This window comes from Acidovorax sp. Leaf73, from assembly GCF_916855635.1.
Taxonomy (GTDB): domain Bacteria; phylum Pseudomonadota; class Gammaproteobacteria; order Burkholderiales; family Burkholderiaceae_C; genus Acidovorax; species Acidovorax facilis.
In genome coordinates this window covers 394,238-412,157 of record NZ_CAKASI010000004.1, presented here as the reverse complement: position 1 = coordinate 412,157, position 17,920 = coordinate 394,238, and the positions used below count along the sequence as shown (strand labels likewise).

At 66.4% G+C, this 17,920-nt stretch carries 23 protein-coding genes; 14 read left to right on the top strand and 9 right to left on the bottom strand.

Going from position 1 to position 17,920, the window contains the following annotated elements:
* Window positions 1-6: 6 nt before the first annotated feature.
* Window positions 7-414: a polyhydroxyalkanoic acid system family protein gene (locus LPA35_RS15160; protein WP_228897544.1), complete on the bottom strand. Its 408-nt coding sequence runs from the start codon at window positions 412-414 to the stop codon at window positions 7-9.
* Window positions 407-1,579, bottom strand: coding sequence for an aminopeptidase (locus LPA35_RS15155; protein ID WP_228897543.1), 1,173 nt, complete (start codon window positions 1,577-1,579; stop codon window positions 407-409). Before LPA35_RS15155 ends, LPA35_RS15160 begins: the two co-directional genes overlap by 8 nt.
* Window positions 1,580-1,652: 73 nt before the next feature.
* Here LPA35_RS15155 and LPA35_RS15150 point away from each other — a divergent pair, with 73 nt between their 5' ends.
* Window positions 1,653-2,318, top strand: coding sequence for a DNA-3-methyladenine glycosylase I (locus tag LPA35_RS15150; RefSeq protein WP_228897542.1), 666 nt, complete (start codon window positions 1,653-1,655; stop codon window positions 2,316-2,318).
* A gap of 20 nt (window positions 2,319-2,338) precedes the next feature.
* Here LPA35_RS15150 and LPA35_RS15145 read toward each other — a convergent pair whose 3' ends face one another.
* Genes LPA35_RS15145 through phnF form a run of 5 tightly spaced genes read right to left on the bottom strand, consistent with a single transcriptional unit; the run spans window position 2,339 to window position 6,136 of the window.
* Window positions 2,339-3,538 (bottom strand): MFS transporter, encoded by a 1,200-nt coding sequence (locus tag LPA35_RS15145; protein WP_228897541.1) that lies wholly within the window; start codon window positions 3,536-3,538, stop codon window positions 2,339-2,341.
* A gap of 39 nt (window positions 3,539-3,577) precedes the next feature.
* Window positions 3,578-4,000: an arsenate reductase (glutaredoxin) gene (arsC, locus tag LPA35_RS15140; RefSeq protein WP_228897540.1), complete on the bottom strand. Its 423-nt coding sequence runs from the start codon at window positions 3,998-4,000 to the stop codon at window positions 3,578-3,580.
* A gap of 36 nt (window positions 4,001-4,036) precedes the next feature.
* The gene (gene phnN / locus LPA35_RS15135) at window positions 4,037-4,642 is read right to left on the bottom strand and encodes a phosphonate metabolism protein/1,5-bisphosphokinase (PRPP-forming) PhnN (protein WP_228897539.1); all 606 of its coding nucleotides are present in this window, start codon (window positions 4,640-4,642) and stop codon (window positions 4,037-4,039) included.
* On the bottom strand, window positions 4,639-5,367 hold the full coding sequence (locus LPA35_RS15130; RefSeq protein ID WP_228897538.1) for a DUF1045 domain-containing protein: 729 nt from the start codon (window positions 5,365-5,367) through the stop codon (window positions 4,639-4,641). The genes phnN and LPA35_RS15130 overlap by 4 nt, the downstream gene beginning before the upstream one ends.
* Window positions 5,354-6,136, bottom strand: coding sequence for a phosphonate metabolism transcriptional regulator PhnF (phnF, locus tag LPA35_RS15125; protein WP_228897537.1), 783 nt, complete (start codon window positions 6,134-6,136; stop codon window positions 5,354-5,356). Before phnF ends, LPA35_RS15130 begins: the two co-directional genes overlap by 14 nt.
* Window positions 6,137-6,211: 75 nt before the next feature.
* Between phnF and phnG the strand changes: the two genes are divergently transcribed.
* The 12 genes from phnG (at window position 6,212) to LPA35_RS15065 (ending at window position 16,013) form a co-directional block, all read left to right on the top strand.
* Window positions 6,212-6,724, top strand: a complete 513-nt coding sequence (gene phnG, locus LPA35_RS15120) for a phosphonate C-P lyase system protein PhnG (RefSeq protein WP_228897536.1) — start codon at window positions 6,212-6,214, stop codon at window positions 6,722-6,724.
* On the top strand, window positions 6,721-7,359 hold the full coding sequence (phnH, locus tag LPA35_RS15115; protein ID WP_228897535.1) for a phosphonate C-P lyase system protein PhnH: 639 nt from the start codon (window positions 6,721-6,723) through the stop codon (window positions 7,357-7,359). The genes phnG and phnH overlap by 4 nt, the downstream gene beginning before the upstream one ends.
* A 2-nt stretch (window positions 7,360-7,361) precedes the next feature.
* A complete protein-coding gene (locus LPA35_RS15110; RefSeq protein WP_228897534.1) occupies window positions 7,362-8,465 on the top strand; it encodes a carbon-phosphorus lyase complex subunit PhnI in 1,104 nt (367 codons plus the stop codon).
* The gene (locus tag LPA35_RS15105; RefSeq protein ID WP_304505257.1) at window positions 8,462-9,382 is read left to right on the top strand and encodes an alpha-D-ribose 1-methylphosphonate 5-phosphate C-P-lyase PhnJ; all 921 of its coding nucleotides are present in this window, start codon (window positions 8,462-8,464) and stop codon (window positions 9,380-9,382) included. Before LPA35_RS15110 ends, LPA35_RS15105 begins: the two co-directional genes overlap by 4 nt.
* Window positions 9,379-9,840, top strand: a complete 462-nt coding sequence (locus LPA35_RS15100; protein ID WP_228897533.1) for a GNAT family N-acetyltransferase — start codon at window positions 9,379-9,381, stop codon at window positions 9,838-9,840. Before LPA35_RS15105 ends, LPA35_RS15100 begins: the two co-directional genes overlap by 4 nt.
* Window positions 9,837-10,625: a phosphonate C-P lyase system protein PhnK gene (phnK, locus tag LPA35_RS15095; protein ID WP_228897532.1), complete on the top strand. Its 789-nt coding sequence runs from the start codon at window positions 9,837-9,839 to the stop codon at window positions 10,623-10,625. Before LPA35_RS15100 ends, phnK begins: the two co-directional genes overlap by 4 nt.
* Window positions 10,622-11,353, top strand: coding sequence for a phosphonate C-P lyase system protein PhnL (gene phnL, locus LPA35_RS15090; protein ID WP_218298990.1), 732 nt, complete (start codon window positions 10,622-10,624; stop codon window positions 11,351-11,353). The genes phnK and phnL overlap by 4 nt, the downstream gene beginning before the upstream one ends.
* Window positions 11,350-12,504 carry an alpha-D-ribose 1-methylphosphonate 5-triphosphate diphosphatase gene (locus LPA35_RS15085; protein ID WP_228897531.1) on the top strand — a complete coding sequence of 385 codons (1,155 nt, stop codon included), beginning with the start codon at window positions 11,350-11,352 and terminating at the stop codon, window positions 12,502-12,504. The genes phnL and LPA35_RS15085 overlap by 4 nt, the downstream gene beginning before the upstream one ends.
* Window positions 12,505-12,720: 216 nt before the next feature.
* Window positions 12,721-13,581: a phosphonate ABC transporter ATP-binding protein gene (phnC, locus tag LPA35_RS15080; RefSeq protein ID WP_228897530.1), complete on the top strand. Its 861-nt coding sequence runs from the start codon at window positions 12,721-12,723 to the stop codon at window positions 13,579-13,581.
* A gap of 46 nt (window positions 13,582-13,627) precedes the next feature.
* Window positions 13,628-14,575, top strand: coding sequence for a phosphonate ABC transporter substrate-binding protein (gene phnD / locus LPA35_RS15075; protein WP_055399982.1), 948 nt, complete (start codon window positions 13,628-13,630; stop codon window positions 14,573-14,575).
* 34 nt (window positions 14,576-14,609) lie between these two features.
* Window positions 14,610-15,416, top strand: a complete 807-nt coding sequence (gene phnE / locus LPA35_RS15070; protein ID WP_146870132.1) for a phosphonate ABC transporter, permease protein PhnE — start codon at window positions 14,610-14,612, stop codon at window positions 15,414-15,416.
* A gap of 12 nt (window positions 15,417-15,428) precedes the next feature.
* The gene (locus LPA35_RS15065; RefSeq protein ID WP_228897529.1) at window positions 15,429-16,013 is read left to right on the top strand and encodes a phosphonate degradation HD-domain oxygenase; all 585 of its coding nucleotides are present in this window, start codon (window positions 15,429-15,431) and stop codon (window positions 16,011-16,013) included.
* 36 nt (window positions 16,014-16,049) lie between these two features.
* Here LPA35_RS15065 and LPA35_RS15060 read toward each other — a convergent pair whose 3' ends face one another.
* On the bottom strand, window positions 16,050-16,511 hold the full coding sequence (locus LPA35_RS15060) for an Lrp/AsnC family transcriptional regulator (RefSeq protein ID WP_056647474.1): 462 nt from the start codon (window positions 16,509-16,511) through the stop codon (window positions 16,050-16,052).
* Window positions 16,512-16,608: 97 nt separating this feature from the next.
* Here LPA35_RS15060 and LPA35_RS15055 point away from each other — a divergent pair, with 97 nt between their 5' ends.
* A complete protein-coding gene (locus LPA35_RS15055) occupies window positions 16,609-17,577 on the top strand; it encodes an EamA family transporter (protein ID WP_228897528.1) in 969 nt (322 codons plus the stop codon).
* On the opposite strand, the gene LPA35_RS15050 is transcribed toward LPA35_RS15055, so the two are convergent.
* Window positions 17,522-17,920, bottom strand: a complete 399-nt coding sequence (locus LPA35_RS15050) for a RidA family protein (protein WP_055400021.1) — start codon at window positions 17,918-17,920, stop codon at window positions 17,522-17,524. The genes LPA35_RS15055 and LPA35_RS15050 overlap by 56 nt on opposite strands.

Below are 17,920 nucleotides of genomic sequence, written 5' to 3'. Positions count from 1 at the left end.
TGGTGGCTATGCCTTCTTGGCTTTGGCGGCAGGTTTGGCCGCCGCCTTGGTACCCTGCTTGTCTGCGCCTGTCTCAGCTGCGTGCTTCTTCTTGTCGGCCGCGGGCTTCTTGGCGCCGGGGTGGGGTGCGTTGAGCAGGGCATCGAGCTGTTCACCAATTTCGGCCTCGATGCGGTCCTTGAACGCGCCGAACAAAAAGCCCAGCTGCGCCTTCATCTCGAACTGGTGGGCATCCACGAGCAGCGTGCCCTTGACGCCCGAGCGGGTGAATGTAAGCAGGTCTTCCGTCTCGCCCTCTTCGTAGGTGCACTCCATGTCGAATTTTTCTTCGGCCTTTTCGGCCCAGGAGAAGGCGACCTTGCGGGCCTCCTTGAAGCCCAGGTGGTGGTCGCGGTGGATATGGATGTCAGGCACCGGGTGTCTCCTTGAGGTGGTGGGTATCAGATAGAAGGGCGCGTAGTGCCTCGTGCCGTTGTGGCTGGGGCTGTTGCGTCAGTTGCCGTACGGCATCATAAAACCGGGGCCAGTCGCGGCCCTCGCGTTCGAACAGGGCTTCGAACGCGGGCACCAGTTCATCGTAGGCAGCCTGGGCGGCAAAGCTGGCGTTGTTGGCCTTGGCCACCCAGCGGTCGTAGCCCGCCACCTGGGCGGTGGTGGCTTGGGGTGCCCCCCCGCTGGATGTGTTCAGCCATTGCGTGCGCAGGGCCGCGTAACCGGTGCGGAAAGCCTCCATTGCTTCACTTTTCATAGCTGCTAGCGCTTGATCATCCAGCGCTAGAGCTTCTTTTTGTTCATAAATGGCTGCCAGCCGAGCGCGGGTGGCGCGGGTCAGCGCGCGGAAGGCGCTGCGCCGTGCCTCGCTGGTGGCAAAGGCCTTGCGGGCCTCCGGGGTGGACTGGGTTGCCAGCCACTGCACAACGCCGATGCGCTCCACCGCCGTGGCAAAGGACTCGTTGAACAAGGTGTCGTTCTTGGCATAGACCACCTGGTGCGCCAGCTCGTGGAACAGCAGGCGAACAAAGTCGCCCTCGGGCCAGGCGACAAAGGTGGAGAGCAACGGGTCGCCGCCCGCCCAGTTCATATAGCCCAACGTGGAATACGCGGGCACGCCATACACCTCCACTTCCAGCCCCTGGGCGGCCAGCTCCGCTGCCTCGGCTTGCGCGGCAGCCTCGGTGAAGTAGCCCCGGTAGCCAATGCAACCCGTCACAGGGAAGCACCAGGTGTGCAGCGTGAGGGAGTACGGCGGCGCGGCCACCACGTTCCAGACGGCGGCGGGGCGTTTGAGGTCCGCATAGCGGCGGTAGCTGGCGTTGTCAGGCAGGCCCAGCTCGGCCACGGCAAAGGCGCGGGCGCGCTGCGCCAGTTGCAGCCGCTCGCGCAGGGCGGGGGGGATGTCGGTGCGGGCGATCCAGCGGTCGATGGGTTCGGCCGCCTGCATGATCTGCATGTGCCCCTGCACCGACTGCCAGTAGTAGCCCAGCATGCTGGTGGGGCCGGTGGTGCTGGCGCAGCCCGCCAAGGCAAGGCTGATCATGAGGGGAGACACGGCTCGCAGATGGGGGAGAAACTGGCGCATGCGGGCAGTTTATGGGCAGATCGCGCGGAGCGTTTGAAGGGGTGTCAGCAGTGTGGCCGGTGCAGTTTCTAGAATGCAGCGCATGACCGCTGAATCCGCCCCTGACCTGCCTGCCGGCCTGTTTGCCGACGAGGCCGATTGCCCACGCTGCATCTGGTGCCAGGCCACGCCTTTCTATCGCCATTACCACGACCACGAGTGGGGTTTCCCCGTGGCGGACGACCGGCGGCTGTTCGAGAAGATCTGTCTGGAGGGTTTTCAGTCGGGTCTGAGCTGGCTCACCATCCTGAACAAGCGCGAGGGCTTTCGCGCCGCGTTCGCGAACTTCGACGCCGAGCAGGTCGCGGCCTTCGGCCCCGCCGAGGTCGAGCGTCTGGTGCAGGACGCGGCCATCGTGCGCCACCGGGGCAAGATCGAGTCCACCATCAACAACGCGCGCCGCGTGCTGGAGCTCAAGCGCGAGTTCGGCTCGCTGGCGCACTACGCCTGGCGCTACGAGCCCACTGCCGCCGACCGGCCCGAGCGCATCACGCGCGAGGTGGCGCGCACGCTGTCCACTTCGCCCGCATCCATTGCCATGTCCAAGGACCTGAAAAAGCGCGGCTGGAGCTTTGTGGGACCCACCACGGTGTACGCCTTCATGCAGGCGATGGGTCTGGTCAACGACCACCTGGAAGGCTGCCACTCGCGCCCCGCAGCGCTCGCGGCGCGGAAGGCGTTTGAGGTGCCGCGCGGCTGACCGATGGATTGATAGCTCGTTCAGGCCCGCGCCACGGGCCGCAGCAGCCACAGCGCTCCCAACGCGGCCAGGCCCAGCAGTGTGGTGAGCCACAGGGCAGCTGCCCCGGCGCTGTCCAGCAGCATGCCAAACAGCACCGGTGCAAAAGCCTGCGCCACGCGGGCGGGCACCATCATCAGGCCCTGGCGCGCGCCGTAGCCTGCTGGCCCAAACAGCACCAGTGGCAGCGTGCCCTTGGCAATGGTCAGTATCCCGTTGCCTGCTCCGTGCAGCACGGTAAATACTGCGGCAGCAGGCCCGCCCAGCACCATCAGCAGGCCCGCGCCCACGGGGTGTGCGGCGGCAGCCAGCTGGGCCGACAGCAGCGGGTGCAGGCGGCGCAGAAAACCAAACTCCAGCAGGCGCGCCGCCACCTGTGCCGGGCCCACCAGCGCCGCCAGGGCCACTGCCGCCTGCAGCGATGTGCCACTGGCCTGCAGCAGGCGAGGCAGGTGGGCTGCCATGGCGGTGCTCGTGAACCAGGTGACCGCAAACACGAAGGACAGCAGCACGGTGGTGCGCAGCGGGTGTGCTGGAGTGGGCGGGGCGGATACGGCCGGTTCTGTGGCGGGCGCTGCGATGGCGTCCGTCGATGGTTCGGTAGCCTTTTCTGCGGCGCCGGCGCGCGGCAGCCAGCCATTGAGCGGCACGCCCACCAGCAAGTGCAATGCGGCCCAGCCCGCACACGCGCCGCGCCAACCCCACTGCGTCTCCATCCAGGCCGACAGCGGCCAGCCCACGGTGCTGGCAAACCCCGCGATCAGCGTGATGCCGGTGATGGCGCTGCGCGCGTCCTGGCCGTACAGCCGCACCAGCGTGGCAAATGCGGCTTCGTACAGGCCTGACCCCATGGCCACGCCCATCAGTACCCAGGCGGCAAACAGGCCCACGGGGCCTTGCGCCAGCGCCATGCCGACCAGACTGGCGGCAAACAACAGATTGGTGCCCACCAGCACCGGGCGGCCGCCATGGCGGTCGATGCCCCGGCCCGCGAAAGGCCCGAGCAGCGCCGACACGATGAGCGCCACCGAAAACGCGGCGAACACGGTGGGTGTGGTCACGCCCAGGTCGCGCGCCATGGGCGCGGCCAGCATGGCGGGCAGGTAGTAGGACGAGGCCCAGGCCAGCGTCTGGGCCGTGCCCAGGCGCGCCACGGTCCAGCGTTGCGAGGTGGCGCTCATGCCGCGCGGTGGGCCATGGTGGGGGCGCGCGAGGTTGCCTCAGACACGCTGGCCCTGCGCGTTGATGACGACTTCGCCATCCTCCTTGGTGAAGGCGCCTTGTTGGGGCGCGGGCAGGATGTCCAGCACTTTCTCGGACGGGCGGCACAGCCGCGTGCCCAGGGGCGTGACCACGATGGGGCGGTTGATGAGGATGGGGTGCTGCAGCATCGCGTCGATGAGCTGTGCGTCGGTGACGCTCGGTGCGTCCAGTTGCTGCTCGGTGAAGATCGCTTCCTTGGTGCGCACGGCGTTGATCACCGGCTCGCCCGTGGCAGCAATCAGCGCCACCAGCGTGGCACGGTCGGGCGGGGTCTTGAGGTACTCAATGACCTCGGGCTCCACGCCGCTGTTTCGGATCATGGCCAGCGTGTTGCGGGACGTGCCGCATTTGGGGTTGTGATAGACGGTGATGGCAGTCATGGTGGGTGCTGTGGATGGCTGACGGGATGGAAAGGGTTACGAATAGGCAGGTTGTTGGCGTGAAAGTTTGCCACTGTGCAGGGGCCAGCCCGGCAACTGCTCCAGCGCGTTCAGTAGTCGCTGGCCTGCATTGCCCAGCGCGTCGTCGTTGTGTACCTCCAGGCTGACAGTGCCTGGGGGCGGTGTGTAGGCCATGGCCCGTTGCACGCGGGCCTCCACCTGCTCAGGACCCTCGCGGCCCCGCGACAGTATTCGCTCGCGCAGCACCTGGGGGCTGGCGGTGATGTGCACCGCTACGAGGTCCGGGAAGCGCGCCAGGGCCTCAGGCAAGTAGGCGCGCGAGCCATTGAGCAGCACCCAGTGGCCTTGGGCCAGCGGCGCCAGTTGTGCATGCCGCACGCCGTAGCCCAGGCCGTTGGCTTCCCAGTGCAGGGCAAAGGCCAGTTCGTGGCGCAAAGCAACAAACGTTTCGGGCGAAACACTTTCATGGGCTTCGCCGCCGGGCATGGCGGCACGGCTGATGGTGCGCTGCGCCCAGTGCACGGGGCACGGGGTGGGCAGGTGTGCCCGCAACCAGTCCAGCAGGCTGTCTTTGCCCGCGCCCGAGGGGCCCATGCAGTAGACCAGCCGGCCCGCGGTCATGCGCCCATCTCCAGGTGATCCAGCAGCACAAAGTCGGCGCCGGGTGTGGGCTCTGCGAACAAGGCCAGGCTGTTGAACTTCAGGATGGGAAGGTCCGAGAAGAACTCCTGCGCGGCCTCGAACACCAGCGCCTGCGTCTGTGTGTCCACCTGCGCCAGGCTGCCGGTGAGCGACATGTGGAATCGGAACTCGTCCAGCACAAACGGGTAGCCCCATTGCTCCAGCAGCGCGTCCTGCCGGGCAGTGAGCCCCGCCGCGCGGCGCCGGGCCAGGTCGGCGTCGGACAAGGGGGCGGCCAAAGGCTGCAGCGCCGTCACGCAGGTGGCGGCGGTCTCCTGGATCTGCGCATTGGCGGGGTGCAACGCCGGGGGCACCAGCGCCAGAAAGTCGTCGATCCGTTGCACCTGCAGGGGCGGAAGCACAAAGGGTTGCAGCCCGCGCGCCACGGACTGCACGGCCTGGTGCAGCGCGATCCAGTCGGTGCCGGGCGCCAGTGCAAACGGCGCCTTGAGCGTGGCGTGCCAGCCGTAGCGGCGGGGCGCCGCCGTCAGGCGGTGCAGGTGGTCCGCCGCCACGCCGTCGATGGCGAGCTGCTGCAGCGGCTGCAGCAGCGCGGCGCAGCGCCCCAGCCAATGGCTGCCGGCCAGCCAGCCCAAGCTGCCCGGGTTGGGTGCGAAATAGACCGCATAGCGGTGGTGGGTGGGTGGCATTTCAGGCGTTTTCATCGTGGTCAATGGTCAGTTTCACGCGGTCGCCCGCAAACCAGGCGCGCGCCCATTCGATGGGCGTGCCTGCCAGGTCCACGTTCAGGCTCTCTACCTGCAGCACGGGGCGTGAGGTGGGCTGGCGCAACTGGGCGGCCACTTCGGCGCTCGGCAGCTCGGCGGTGATGCGGCTTTCGCGGCGGGTGTAGTCGGCCACGCCGTGGGCGGTGAAGCCTGCGGTGATGGAGCCCGTTTCGCGCACCACGGCCGCCAGGTTTTCGAAGCGGGGCAGGGGAAAGTAGCGCTCGCTGATGTGCAGGGGCTGGCCCTCGGCGTCGCCCCGAACGCGCAGCGCCAGCAGCGGGCTGCGCGCGGGCACTTGCAGCGCCTTCGCCAGCGCCGCCGTGGCGCGCGTGGTCTGGGCCTGCAGCACCAACAGGCTGCCGCGCAGACCCGCTTGTGCCAAGCCCTGCTGGTGGCGCGTGCGCTTGCCCAGCACCAGGTCCACCGCAAAGTCTTCCACATAGGTGCCACTGCCCTGTGTGATGCGCACCAGCCCCTGGCTGCACAGGCTGGCGAGCGAGCGGCGAATGGTGTGGCGGTTCACGCCGAACTGCTCAGCCAGCGCGTGCTCCGAGGGCAGTCGCTGGCCTGGCGGATAGACGCCGCTGCCGATGGCCTCGGCCAGCTCGGCGGCAATGCGCGTCCAGAAGCTGTCGCGCGCAGGGCGCAGTGGTGGTGCTTGCGGGACCTGCAACGGGGTCGTGAGAGAGGTGGTGCTGGCTGTCATGAAACCTACATGCGCGCTCTTTAAGCTGGCGCCAGTTGTTCAATTTGTCTATACAACTTTCAGGGTACCACTTCAATGTTTCAAGCCTTTGACAACCCGGGGCCGGGCCGCCCCCTGGGCCGCGCGCAGTGGATGGCGCTGCTGGCCCGGGCGCCGCTGGGGCTGCTCGAATCTGTGTTGCACGAGCACGCCACGCGCCCCGCGCGCTGGCTGCGTGCACCAGAGACCGGCCTGATGATGGTGCAGGGCCGCGCCGGTGGCACGGGCGAGCGCTTCAACCTGGGCGAGGTCACCGTCACCCGCTGCGCGCTGCGCGTGGCCGACGCATCGGACGCCGCCGAGGCCACTGTGGGCGTGGCCTACGTGCTGGGCCGCTCGCACCGCCAGGTGCAGCTGGCGGCCCTGGCCGATGCGCTGCTGCAAGACCCTGTTCAGCAACCGGTGCTGGACGCACAACTGCTCGAACCCATCCGCAACCACCTGCGCAATACGCAGGCCGAGCGCCAGGCGCGGGCTGCCAGCACCAAGGTGGACTTTTTCACCGTGGCGCGCGAGAGCGGTGCCGACAACGACGAGGACACCGAATGAGCACGACCCCCTTGGCATCGCTGGGTGCCGGATTCTCGAACGAAGCTTTTGGCAGCCAGGCGGTGTTCCGCGCCGTGCTGCAGGCGCTGTCGCACCCCGGTCGCACGGTGGCGGTAGAACACGACGCGCAAGCTCCTGCCGTGGTGCATGCCGCATCAGCTGCCGTGCTGCTGGCACTGCTCGACAGCGACTGCACGTTGTGGCTCTCGCCCAGGCTGGCAGCCAGTGATGCCGGTGCCTGGCTGCGCTTTCACACGGGCTGCACTGTGGTGGCCGACGCTGCGCAGGCTCGTTTTGTGTGGGTGGCGCAGGGTGATGCGCTGCCTGCCCTGAACTGTCTGGCCCTGGGTACCGACATCTACCCCGATCAGTCAGCGACTTGCGTGGTCGATGTATCGCGTGCCGCCACCACGGTGGACGCGAGTGATGCGTGGCACTTGCGTGGCCCCGGCATCCAGGAGGTGGCGGCCTTGCAGGTGGATGGTTTGCCCGACGACTTCGAGGCCCAGTGGGCGGCCAACCATGGGGTGTTTCCACGCGGTGTGGATCTGCTGCTGGCCACTGCAGACCACATCGTGGGTCTGCCACGCACCACGCGGGCAACGCGCGGTGCCACTGCCCTTCAGGAGGCCTGAGCATGTACGTAGCCGTCAAAGGCGGAGAAGCCGCCATTCTCAACAGCTACCAGTTGCTGGCCCGCCAGCGCAGGGGCGATGCCGCACAGCCTGAACTCTCGGTAGCGCAGATCCGCCAGCAGCTCAAGCTGGCGGTGGACCGCGTCATGACCGAGGGTTCGGTGTACGACCCTGAGCTGGCGGCCCTGGCCATCAAGCAGGCAGCGGGCGACCTGGTGGAAGCCATCTTCTTGCTGCGCGCCTACCGCGCCACGCTGCCGCGCCTGGGCACCACCTGCGCGCTGGACACCAGCCGCATGGTGCTGGACCGGCGCATCTCCGCCACCTTCAAGGACCTGCCGGGCGGCCAGGTGCTGGGCCCCACCTACGACTACACGCAGCGCCTGCTCGACTTCAAGCTGCTGGCCGAAGGCCCGGTGGCGCCGCCTGCCGCTGCGGCAGCTGCGGTGCCACCCGGCCCCACGCCGCGCGTGGTGGACCTGCTCAACCAGGAAGGCTTGATCGAAACCCGCCCCGTGCCCCCGGGCGACCCGGCGCCCACAGACCTGACCCGCGAGCCGCTGCGCTTCCCCGCCAACCGCGCCACGCGCCTGCAAAACCTGGCGCGCGGTGATGAGGGCTTCCTGCTTGCCATGGCGTATTCCACGCAGCGCGGTTACTCGCACTCGCACCCGTTTGTGGGTGAGGTGCGCCTGGGCACGGTGGCAGTGGAGATCGAACCCGAAGAGCTGGGCTTTGCCATCGACATCGGTGATATCGAGATCACCGAATGCGAAATGGTGAACCAGTTTGCGGGCAGCAAGAGCCAGCCCCCGCAGTTCACGCGCGGCTACGGCCTGGCGTTTGGCCACAGCGAGCGCAAGGCCATGGCGATGAGCCTGGTGGACCGAGCCCTGCGTGCCGATGAGCTGGGTGAACCGGTGGAGTCGCCCGCGCAGATGCAGGAATTTGTGCTGGGCCATAGCGACAGCCTCGAAGCCTCGGGCTTTGTGCAGCACCTGAAGCTGCCGCACTACGTGGACTTTCAGTCCGAACTGGAGCTGGTGCGCAAGATGCGCGCCGCTGCCGCCCACCCCACCACCCCCGCTGAGGAGGATGCCGCATGAACGCGCCCATGGAACCCACCGTGATGGGCCTGCCCGCCGACGCCGCACCGGTGGACGGCCACTTCAACTTTGCCTACCTGGACGAGCGCACCAAGCGCATGATCCGCCGCGCCATCTTGAAGGCCGTGGCCATCCCCGGCTACCAGGTGCCCTTTGGCTCGCGCGAGATGCCGCTGCCCTATGGCTGGGGCACGGGCGGCATCCAGGTTACCGCGTCCATCATCGGCCCGCAGGACTGCCTCAAGGTCATTGACCAGGGATCGGATGACACGGTCAACGCCGTCAACATCCGCCGCTTCTTCGAGCGCACCACGGCCGTGGAGACCACCACCCGCACGCGCGAAGCCACGCTGATCCAGACGCGCCACCGCATCCCCGAGACACCGCTGACCGAAGGCCAGGTCATCGTCTACCAGGTGCCCGTGCCCGAGCCCATGCAGCGCCTGGAGCCACGCGAGACCGAAACGCGCACTCTGCATGGCCTGGCCGAGTACGGGCTCATGCACGTCAAGCTCTACGAAGACATCGCACGCTACGGCCACATCGCCACCACCTACGACTACCCCGTGCTGGTCAACGGCCGCTATGTGATGGCGCCGTCGCCCATCCCCAAGTTCGACAACCCCAAGATGCACATGAACCCCGCGCTGCAGCTGTTTGGCGCGGGCCGCGAAAAGCGCATCTATGCCGTGCCGCCCTATACGCCGGTGGAGAGCCTTGGTTTTGAGGACCACCCGTTCGAGGTGCAGCGCTGGGATGCTGCTTGCGCGCTGTGTGGCGCCACCGACAGCTTTCTGGACGAGGTCATCACCGACGACCAGGGCGGGCGCATGCATGTCTGTTCGGACTCGGATTACTGCCACGAGCGCCAGGCGCAGCAGGCCGAAACGGCGCAGGTGGAAGGCGGCGCGGCATGAGCGCCGTGCACATTCGCGAAGCCCGGCAGGCCGACCTGGAGAGCGTGCTGGTGCTGTATGCCGCCATTGAAGACAGCCCGGTCGACCTGCTGACCCTGGAAGAAGCCGAGGCCGTATGGTCCCAGTTCGCCCGCTACCCCAGCTACCGACTGTGGGTGGCCTGCGACCCCGCGCAGCACGGCGCCGTGGTGGGCACCTATGCGCTGCTCGTCATGCACAACCTGGCGCATCGGGGCACGCCCTCGGCCATCGTGGAAGACGTGGTGGTGGCACAGGACCAGCAGGGCCGAGGCATTGGCCGGCAGATGATGGCCCACGCCATGCAGCGGGCGCGCGATGCGGGCTGCTACAAGCTCGCGCTCTCGTCCAACGCCCGCCGCAAGGGCGCGCATGCCTTCTATGAATCCTTGGGCTTTGCGCAGCATGGCCTGAGCTTTGTGATTGAAACCCTCACATGAACCACTCTGAACCTGCTGCGCCGCTGCTGAGCGTGCGCAACGTCAGCAAGCGCTATGGCGACCGCGTGGCGCTGCAAGGCGCGTCCTTTGACCTGTGGCCCGGCGAGGTGCTGGCCGTGGTGGGCGAGTCGGGCTCCGGCAAGTCCACGCTGCTCAACGCCATTGCAGCACGCAGCGCTCCGGACGAAGGCACGGTGCAGTTCCGCCAGCGCAGCGGCGAGCTGCAGGACATCTACGCCATGACCGAAGCGCAGCAGCGCCTGCTGGCGCGCACCGACTGGGGCTTTGTGCACCAGAACGCGGCGGACGGCCTGCGCATGGATGTGTCCGCCGGTGCCAACGTGGGCGAGCGCCTGATGGGCCTGGGCGAGCGCCACTACGGAAAGCTGCGCGCCACGGCCACCGAATGGCTGCAGCGCGTGGAGATCGACGCGGCGCGCATCGACGATGCACCGCGCACGTTTTCGGGCGGCATGCGCCAGCGCCTGCAGATTGCCCGCAACTTGGTCACGCAGCCCCGCCTGGTGTTCATGGACGAACCCACCTCGGGCCTCGATGTATCGGTGCAGGCGCGCCTGCTGGACCTGCTGCGCCAGCTCACGCGGCAGATGCAGTTGGCGGCCATTGTGGTCACGCACGACCTGGCCGTGGCACGCCTGCTGGCCCACCGCATGGTGGTCATGCAACGCGGCCGCGTGGTGGAGGCGGGCCTGACCGACCAGGTGCTCGACGACCCGCAACACCCCTACACCCAGCTCCTCGTTTCTTCGGTACTGCAGCCATGAACCAGCCTTCCATTGCGCCCATTCTCCAGATGCAGGGAGTGGCCAAACGCTTCACCCTGCACCACCAGAACGGCATTGAACTGCCCGTGCTCGCCCACGTGGACCTGGCCGTTCAGCCCGGTGAATGTGTGGTGCTTGACGGACCCTCGGGCATGGGCAAGAGCACGCTGCTCAAGATGATCTACGCCAATTACCGGGTCAATGCAGGGAGCATCACCGTGCGCTCGGCCGATGGCGCCGTGGTGGATGTGACACAGGCCACGCCGCGTGCGCTGGTGCAGCTGCGGCGCGACACCGTGGGCTATGTGAGCCAGTTCCTGCGGGTCATCCCGCGCGTGTCGGCGCTGGACGTGGTGGCCGAGCCGCTGGCCGAAGACGCGGGCGACGACCCAGCGGGCATCGAGGCCGCGCGCGAGGCCGCCCGCCAGTGGCTGACCCGACTGCGCATTCCCGAGCGGCTGTGGCATCTGCCACCCGCCACGTTCTCCGGCGGGGAGCAGCAGCGCATCAACATCGCCCGCAACATGATCAAGCCCAAGCCGCTGTTGCTGCTGGACGAGCCCACCGCATCGCTCGATGCGGCCAACACCGAAACGGTGATTGCCATGATCCGTGAGGCCGTGGCGCGCGGCGCGGCCCTGGTGGGCATTTTTCATGACGCACAGGTCGGCGCTGCCGTGGCCACGCGCCGCGTGAACGTGGGTGACTTCCGGGGAGCATCGGCATGACTGCAACCGTGTTCAAGAACGCCCGCATGGTGCTGCCGGGCGAAGTGGTATTGGGCAGCCTGCACGTGGATGGCGGGCGCATTGCGTCGCTGGACAGCGGGGCCACCTCAGCTTTGCAAGGTATCGACCTGGGGGGCGACTACCTGCTGCCCGGGCTGGTCGAAATCCACACCGACAACTTCGAGCGCCACCTGATGCCGCGACCCAAGGTGCAATGGGCCGAGATGCCCGCACTGCTGGCGCACGACGCCGAGATTGCGGCCGCAGGCATCACCACGGTGCTCGACGCGCTGGGCGTGGGCGAGGCCGACGTGGACAGCCTGCGCGGCAGCGCCTGGAACCGTGTGCTCGACACCATCGACACCTGCACCGAGCGCAACCTGCTGCGGGCCGACCACCACCTGCATGTGCGCTGCGAGCTGCCTGCGCCCAACACCATCGACCTGTTCGAGCCGTTCCACGGGCACCCGCGCCTGTCGTTGATCTCACTGATGGACCACACCCCAGGTCAGCGCCAGTGGGAGAACATCGAGCAGGCGCGCACCTACTACACCGGCAAGAAGGGCTGGAGCGCCGAGAAATTCGAGCGCCAGGTGGCGCACGCTGCCACGCTGCAGGCGCAGTACGCCGAGCCACACCGTGCGTACTTTGTGGATTACTGCCGCACGCACGGCATCTCGCTGGCCAGCCACGACGACACCACGGTGGCCCATGTGGAGCAGGCCCATGCCGAAGGGGCCGCGATGTCGGAGTTCCCGACCACACTGGCCGCAGCCCAGGCCGCGCACGAACGTGGCTTGCTCACCGTGATGGGCGGGCCCAACGTGGTGCGCGGTGGTTCGCATTCGGGCAACGTGGCGGCGGCCGACCTGGCGCGCAGGGGGCTCTTGGACATCCTCTCGTCCGACTATGTGCCCGGCAGTCTGCTTAGCGCGGTGATGCGGCTGGTGCAGGACGACATCCTGCCTTTGCCACAGGCTGTGGCCACCGTCACCCACAACCCGGCCAAGGCGGCGGGCATGCTGGACCGGGGCGCGCTGGCGCCCGGCCTGCGCGCCGACCTGGTGCAGGTGCACATGGCCGAGCTGCCTGATGGCGGTCGCCAGGCCGTGGTGCGTGGGGTGTGGCGCGAAGGGCAGCGGGTGCTGTAGAGCGCGTGCAGGTCGTTTCCTGACATCCAAACTTCTCCCAACTGTCAAAGCACTGTCACGCCCGACCACCACACTCCGGTTGTCTAGACGACTTATTCCGTTTCCAAATCATCCGTGTCGTTGTTGCTTCGCCTTGCCGTGCTACAGCACTGTCTGCGGCTTCGCGCCTAGACACGAATGATTTGGAAACGGAATTAACCCCCCAAGGAGGCTGCCATGACCGCCGCACTGCACATCCACCAACTGAACAAGCATTTCGCCAACGGCAAACACGCCCTGCGCGACATCAACCTCACCGTGCAGCGCGGCGAGATGGTGGCGCTGATTGGTGCCTCGGGCTCGGGCAAGTCCACCCTGCTGCGTCATGTGGCGGGCCTGGTGGTGGCCGATGCGTCCAGCGATTCGCTGATCGAGGTGGACGGCCGCTGCGTGCAGCAGGGCGGGCGCATCCACAGTGACATCCGCAAGGTGCGTTCCCAGGTGGGCTTTGTGTTCCAGCAGTTCAACCTGGTGGACCGCTTGCCCGTGTTGATGAACGTGCTGGTGGGCCTGCTGCACCGCACGCCCTGGTGGCGCGGCTGGCTGCGCATGTTCAAGCCGCAGGAGCGCGCGCTGGCGCTGGAAGCGCTCCATCGCGTGGGCATTGCCGAATGCCATGCACAGCGTGCGTCCACCTTGTCCGGCGGGCAGCAGCAGCGCGCGGCCATTGCCCGCACGCTGGTGCAGGGCGCCAAGGTGGTGCTGGCCGACGAGCCCATCGCCTCGCTGGACCCCGAATCCTCGCGCAAGGTCATGGACATCCTGGCCCGCATCAACCGCGAGGACCGCTGCACCGTCATCGTGTCGCTGCACCAGGTAGATGTGGCCATCAAATACTGCCCCCGCGTGGTGGCGTTGCACCACGGCCAGGTGGTGTACGACGGCCCATCGGCGGCCCTCACGCCCGCACTGCTGCGCAGCCTCTATGGCGTGCACGCCGACGAAATTCTGTCGGATGCACCGGGTGCCCCCACAGCACCCGTGCACGCCCCAACACCCGTCCCACAGTGGGCGCCCGCCATGGTCCAGGCCGCCTGAACGGTCTTTTTGTTTCTTTTCAATTCCTTTCTCTGGAGTTTTCAACATGTTCAAGAAACTGTGTGCCGCCCTGACGATCGGGCTGGGTTTGACCACGGGCGCGTTGGCCCAGGACATCAACTTCGGCATGATCTCGACCGAGGCCTCGCAAAACCTCAAGGCCGACTGGCAGCCCCTGCTGGATGACATGGCCAAGCAGACCGGTCTGAAGATCAATGCCTTCTTTGCATCCGACTACGCAGGCCTCATCGAAGCCATGCGCTTCAACAAGATGCAGGTGGCCTGGCTGGGCAACAAGTCGGCCATGGAAGCCGTGGACCGCGCCAACGGCGAAGTCTTTGCGCAGATGGTGAACGCCGACGGCACGCAGGGCTACTACTCGCACCTCATCGTGCACAAGGACAGCCCCCTGGCCACCCTGGATGACGTGCTCAAGAACGGCAAGTCGCTGAGCTTTGGCAACGGCGACCCCAACTCCACCTCGGGTTTCCTGGTGCCCGGCTACTACGCCTTTGCACAGAACAAGATCGACGCGAAGACGCACTTCAAGATCACGCGCAGTGCCAACCACGAGACCAACGCGCTGGCTGTGGCCAACAAGCAGGTCGATGTGGCCACCAACAACAGCGAGAACCTGGAAAAGATCAAGGAGCGCCAGCCCGAGAAATTCAAGGACATCAAGATCGTCTGGACCTCGCCCCTGATTCCGCTGGACCCGCTGGTGATGCGCAAGGACTTGCCTGAGGCCACCAAGACCAAGATCCGCGACTTCTTCTACAACTACGCCAAGACCGATGCGCGCGAGAAGGAGATCGTGATGAAGATCTCCAAGCTCTCGGGCTTCAAACCATCGACCAATGCCCAGCTCACCCCCATCCGCCAGCTGGACCTCTTCGGCAAGCGCAACAAGATCGAGGCCGACGCGACGCTGGCCGATGCCGACAAGAAGACCCGCCTGGCCGAGATCGACCAGCAGCTGGCGTCGTTGAAGTAATTCGTAGGTTTCTTGTTGCGGCCCGGGTGTCTCCATGTCCTCTGCTTTGAATCCCTCGCTGGCCACACTGGCCAGCACCTCGTCGCCCAAGCGCAGCCTGGCCTGGTACCTGTCGTGGGGCATCCTGCTGGTGTTGCTGGCGGCGTCCTGGAAGGGCGCCGACATGCGCCCGCTCGACCTATGGAACGATTCGGGCAACATGGTCAGCTATGCGGCGGAGTTCTTTCCGCCCAATTTTGCACAATGGCAGATCTATGTGCAGGAGATGCTGGTCACGCTGCAGATTGCGCTGTGGGGCACGGCGCTGGCGGTGGTCACCGCCGTGCCGCTGGCACTGCTGGCCTCGTCCAACATCGTGCCCTGGTGGGTGTACCAACCAGTGCGCCGCGTGCTGGACGCCTGCCGCGCCATCAACGAAATGGTGTTTGCCATGCTGTTTGTGGTGGCCGTGGGCCTGGGGCCTTTTGCGGGCGTGCTGGCGCTGTGGATCCACACCTCGGGCACCTTGGCCAAGCTGTTCTCCGAAGCCGTGGAGGCGATTGACCCACAGCCGGTGGAAGGCATCCGTTCCACCGGTGCGAGCGCACTGCACGAAATCATCTACGGCGTGATTCCGCAGGTCATGCCGCTGTGGATCTCGTACACGCTGTACCGCTTCGAGGCCAACGTGCGCTCGGCCTCGGTGGTGGGCATGGTGGGCGCCGGAGGCATTGGGGTGGTGCTGTGGGAAATCATCCGGGGCTTCCAGTACGCCGAGACCTGCGCCGTGATGCTCATCATTGTGGTCACGGTGAGCGTGATCGACCTGGTGTCGGCCCGCATCCGCAAGGCATTGGTCTAGTAAGGAAAGACGATGGCATTGAGCCTTGAAGACATTGCCCACCTGCTCTCCACTCGGGGCGTGAACCAGTACGGCCGCGAGGCGGTCAGCCAGCTGGAGCATGCGCTGCAGTGTGCGCAGTGGGCCGAAAAATCGGGTGAAACCCCGGCCACTGTCGTCGCTGCCCTGCTGCACGACCTGGGCCACCTGCTGGCGCCCGGGGGCGACACGGCCGAGCAGGACGACCTGCACCAGTACATGGCCATCCCGTTCTTGCGGGGCCTGATGCCCGACGCGGTGCTGGAGCCCATCCGCCTGCATGTGGATGCCAAGCGCTACCTGTGCACCATGGAGCCGGGGTACTGGGAGACACTGTCGCCCGCATCGCAGCACAGCCTGGTGCTGCAGGGCGGTCCCTTCACACCCAAAGAGGCGATGCAGTTTGCGGCCCAGCCCTTTGCGCAGGAGGCCATCCGCCTGCGCCGCTATGACGACCATGCCAAGGTGCCGGGGTTGGTCACGCCCCCGCTGGGCTACTACATGGCGCTGGTGCAGCGGCTGGCGCCAGTTCCAGCGGCGGTTGCCGCTGCGGCTGAACTCGCCCCGGTGGCAGCGTAAAAAGCCGCGCGGCCAAGCCGAGGCCGCCCCTGCGCGTCAACCTCCCTTGTCGCCATTCACCCAGCCCAGGTCCAGCGGGCGGTCCTCGAACTCGGTGTTCAGGACCACCGTGCTGGTGGTGCGAGCCACGCCCGCGATGGCCTTGATCTCGTAGATCACGTCTTCCAGCGCGCGGGCGTGCGTGGTGCGGATCTTGGCCAGGAAGTCGTATTCACCCGCCACGCTGTGCAGCTCTTCGACCTGGGGCATGGCGCGCAGGCGGGGCGCGACATCGCGGCAGTGGATGCCGCCATCGTTGCGGATGGCCACGAACGCGGTGAAGTTCAGCCCCACACGTTCCGGGTCCACGCTGATCGAAAACCGGCGGATCACGCCCTTATCCAGCAGCTTCTTCACCCGCTCATGCACGGCGGCGGTAGATAGCCCCACTTCAGCCCCTACATCGGCATAGGAACGTCGGCCATCCGCACCTAGTGCCGAAATAATTCTGGCATCCATGTCATCTGTCTGAATATTTGCTTGCATAGCCGCTTGATTTTGGTAAAAATTCCGAAAACCTCGCGGTTTCCATAAATTATTCGGTCAGGTGAAGAATATGCCGGCAATTTTCAACGCGCAAGCCCGTGCACAGCGCAAAGGGGCGGTGGCCATGGCACTGCTGTTGGTCTACATCGTCTGGGGCACTACCTATTTCGCCATTGGTATTGCGCTGCAGAGCATGCCGCCGCTGCTGATGAATGCGATCCGCTTTCTGTGTGCAGGGGGGGTGATGCTGCTGATTGCGCTGTGGCAAGGCCATGCATTGCCCACGTGGGTGCAATGGCGCAACTCGGCGGTGGTGGGCGGCTGCATGGTGTTTCTGGCCATGAACCTGATGGGTTTTGCGCAAAAGCTGGGCATCGGCTCGGGCCTGATGGCCACGGTGGTCACCACCATGCCGATGTGGTTGGCGCTGTGGTCGCGCTGGGGCGGCGAGCGGGTGCCCTTCACCAGCTGGATCGGTCTGGCGCTGGGCGTGGTGGGCGCACTGCTGCTAGCGCTGGAGGGCGATTTCTCGGCCACCTGGCTCGGTGCGCTGCTGGCCTTTGGTGCGCCGCTGTGCTGGAGCATGGGCTCGTATGCATCGCGCAAGCTGTCGCTACCTGCGCCCGCCATGGCATCGGCCGCGCAGTGGTTTGCGGGGGGCGCCATGGGGCTGGTGGTGGCGTTGTGGTTTGAGCCTTTGAGCGCCCTGGGCCAGGTCACTGCCAAGTCGTGGGCGGCGTGGGTCTATCTGCTGGTGTTTGGTACCTTGGTGGCGCTCAATGCATACCTGTGGCTGCTGCAGAACACGTCGGCCGCGCTGGCGGGCAGCTATTCGTTCGTGAACCCTGCGGTGGCTTTGCTGGTGGGCGTGGCGCTGGGGGGCGAGCTGCTCACGGGCTGGGTGTTTGCCGCGCTGCCGTTGATTGGGGCGGCGCTGGCGTTCATTCTTTACGGTCAAGCGCTGCAGCGGTGGCTTGAAAAGCTCAGTCCGGGATTACAGCGGTTGCTTCAATCTCGATCTTCGCGCGCTCTTCCATGAGTCCCGCCACCTGCACACAGGCCATGGCCGGAAAGTTCTTGCCCAGCACCTCGCGGTAGACCGCACCCAGCTCCTTCAAGCGGCTGTTGTATTCGTTGCGGTCGGTCACATACCAGGTCAGCCGCACCAGGTGCTCGGGGCCTGCGCCGCCAGCCTCCAGCACCGCCCGCACATTCAGCAGCGTCTGCCTCGTCTGGTCGATGAAGTCGTCGCTTTCAAACTGCTGCTGCGCATTCCAGCCGATCTGTCCTCCGGTAAAGACCATGGTGCCGCGTGCGGCCACGCCGTTGGCGTAGCCCTTGGGGGTGACCCAGCCTTCGGGCTGCAAAAGGGTGTTTTTCAT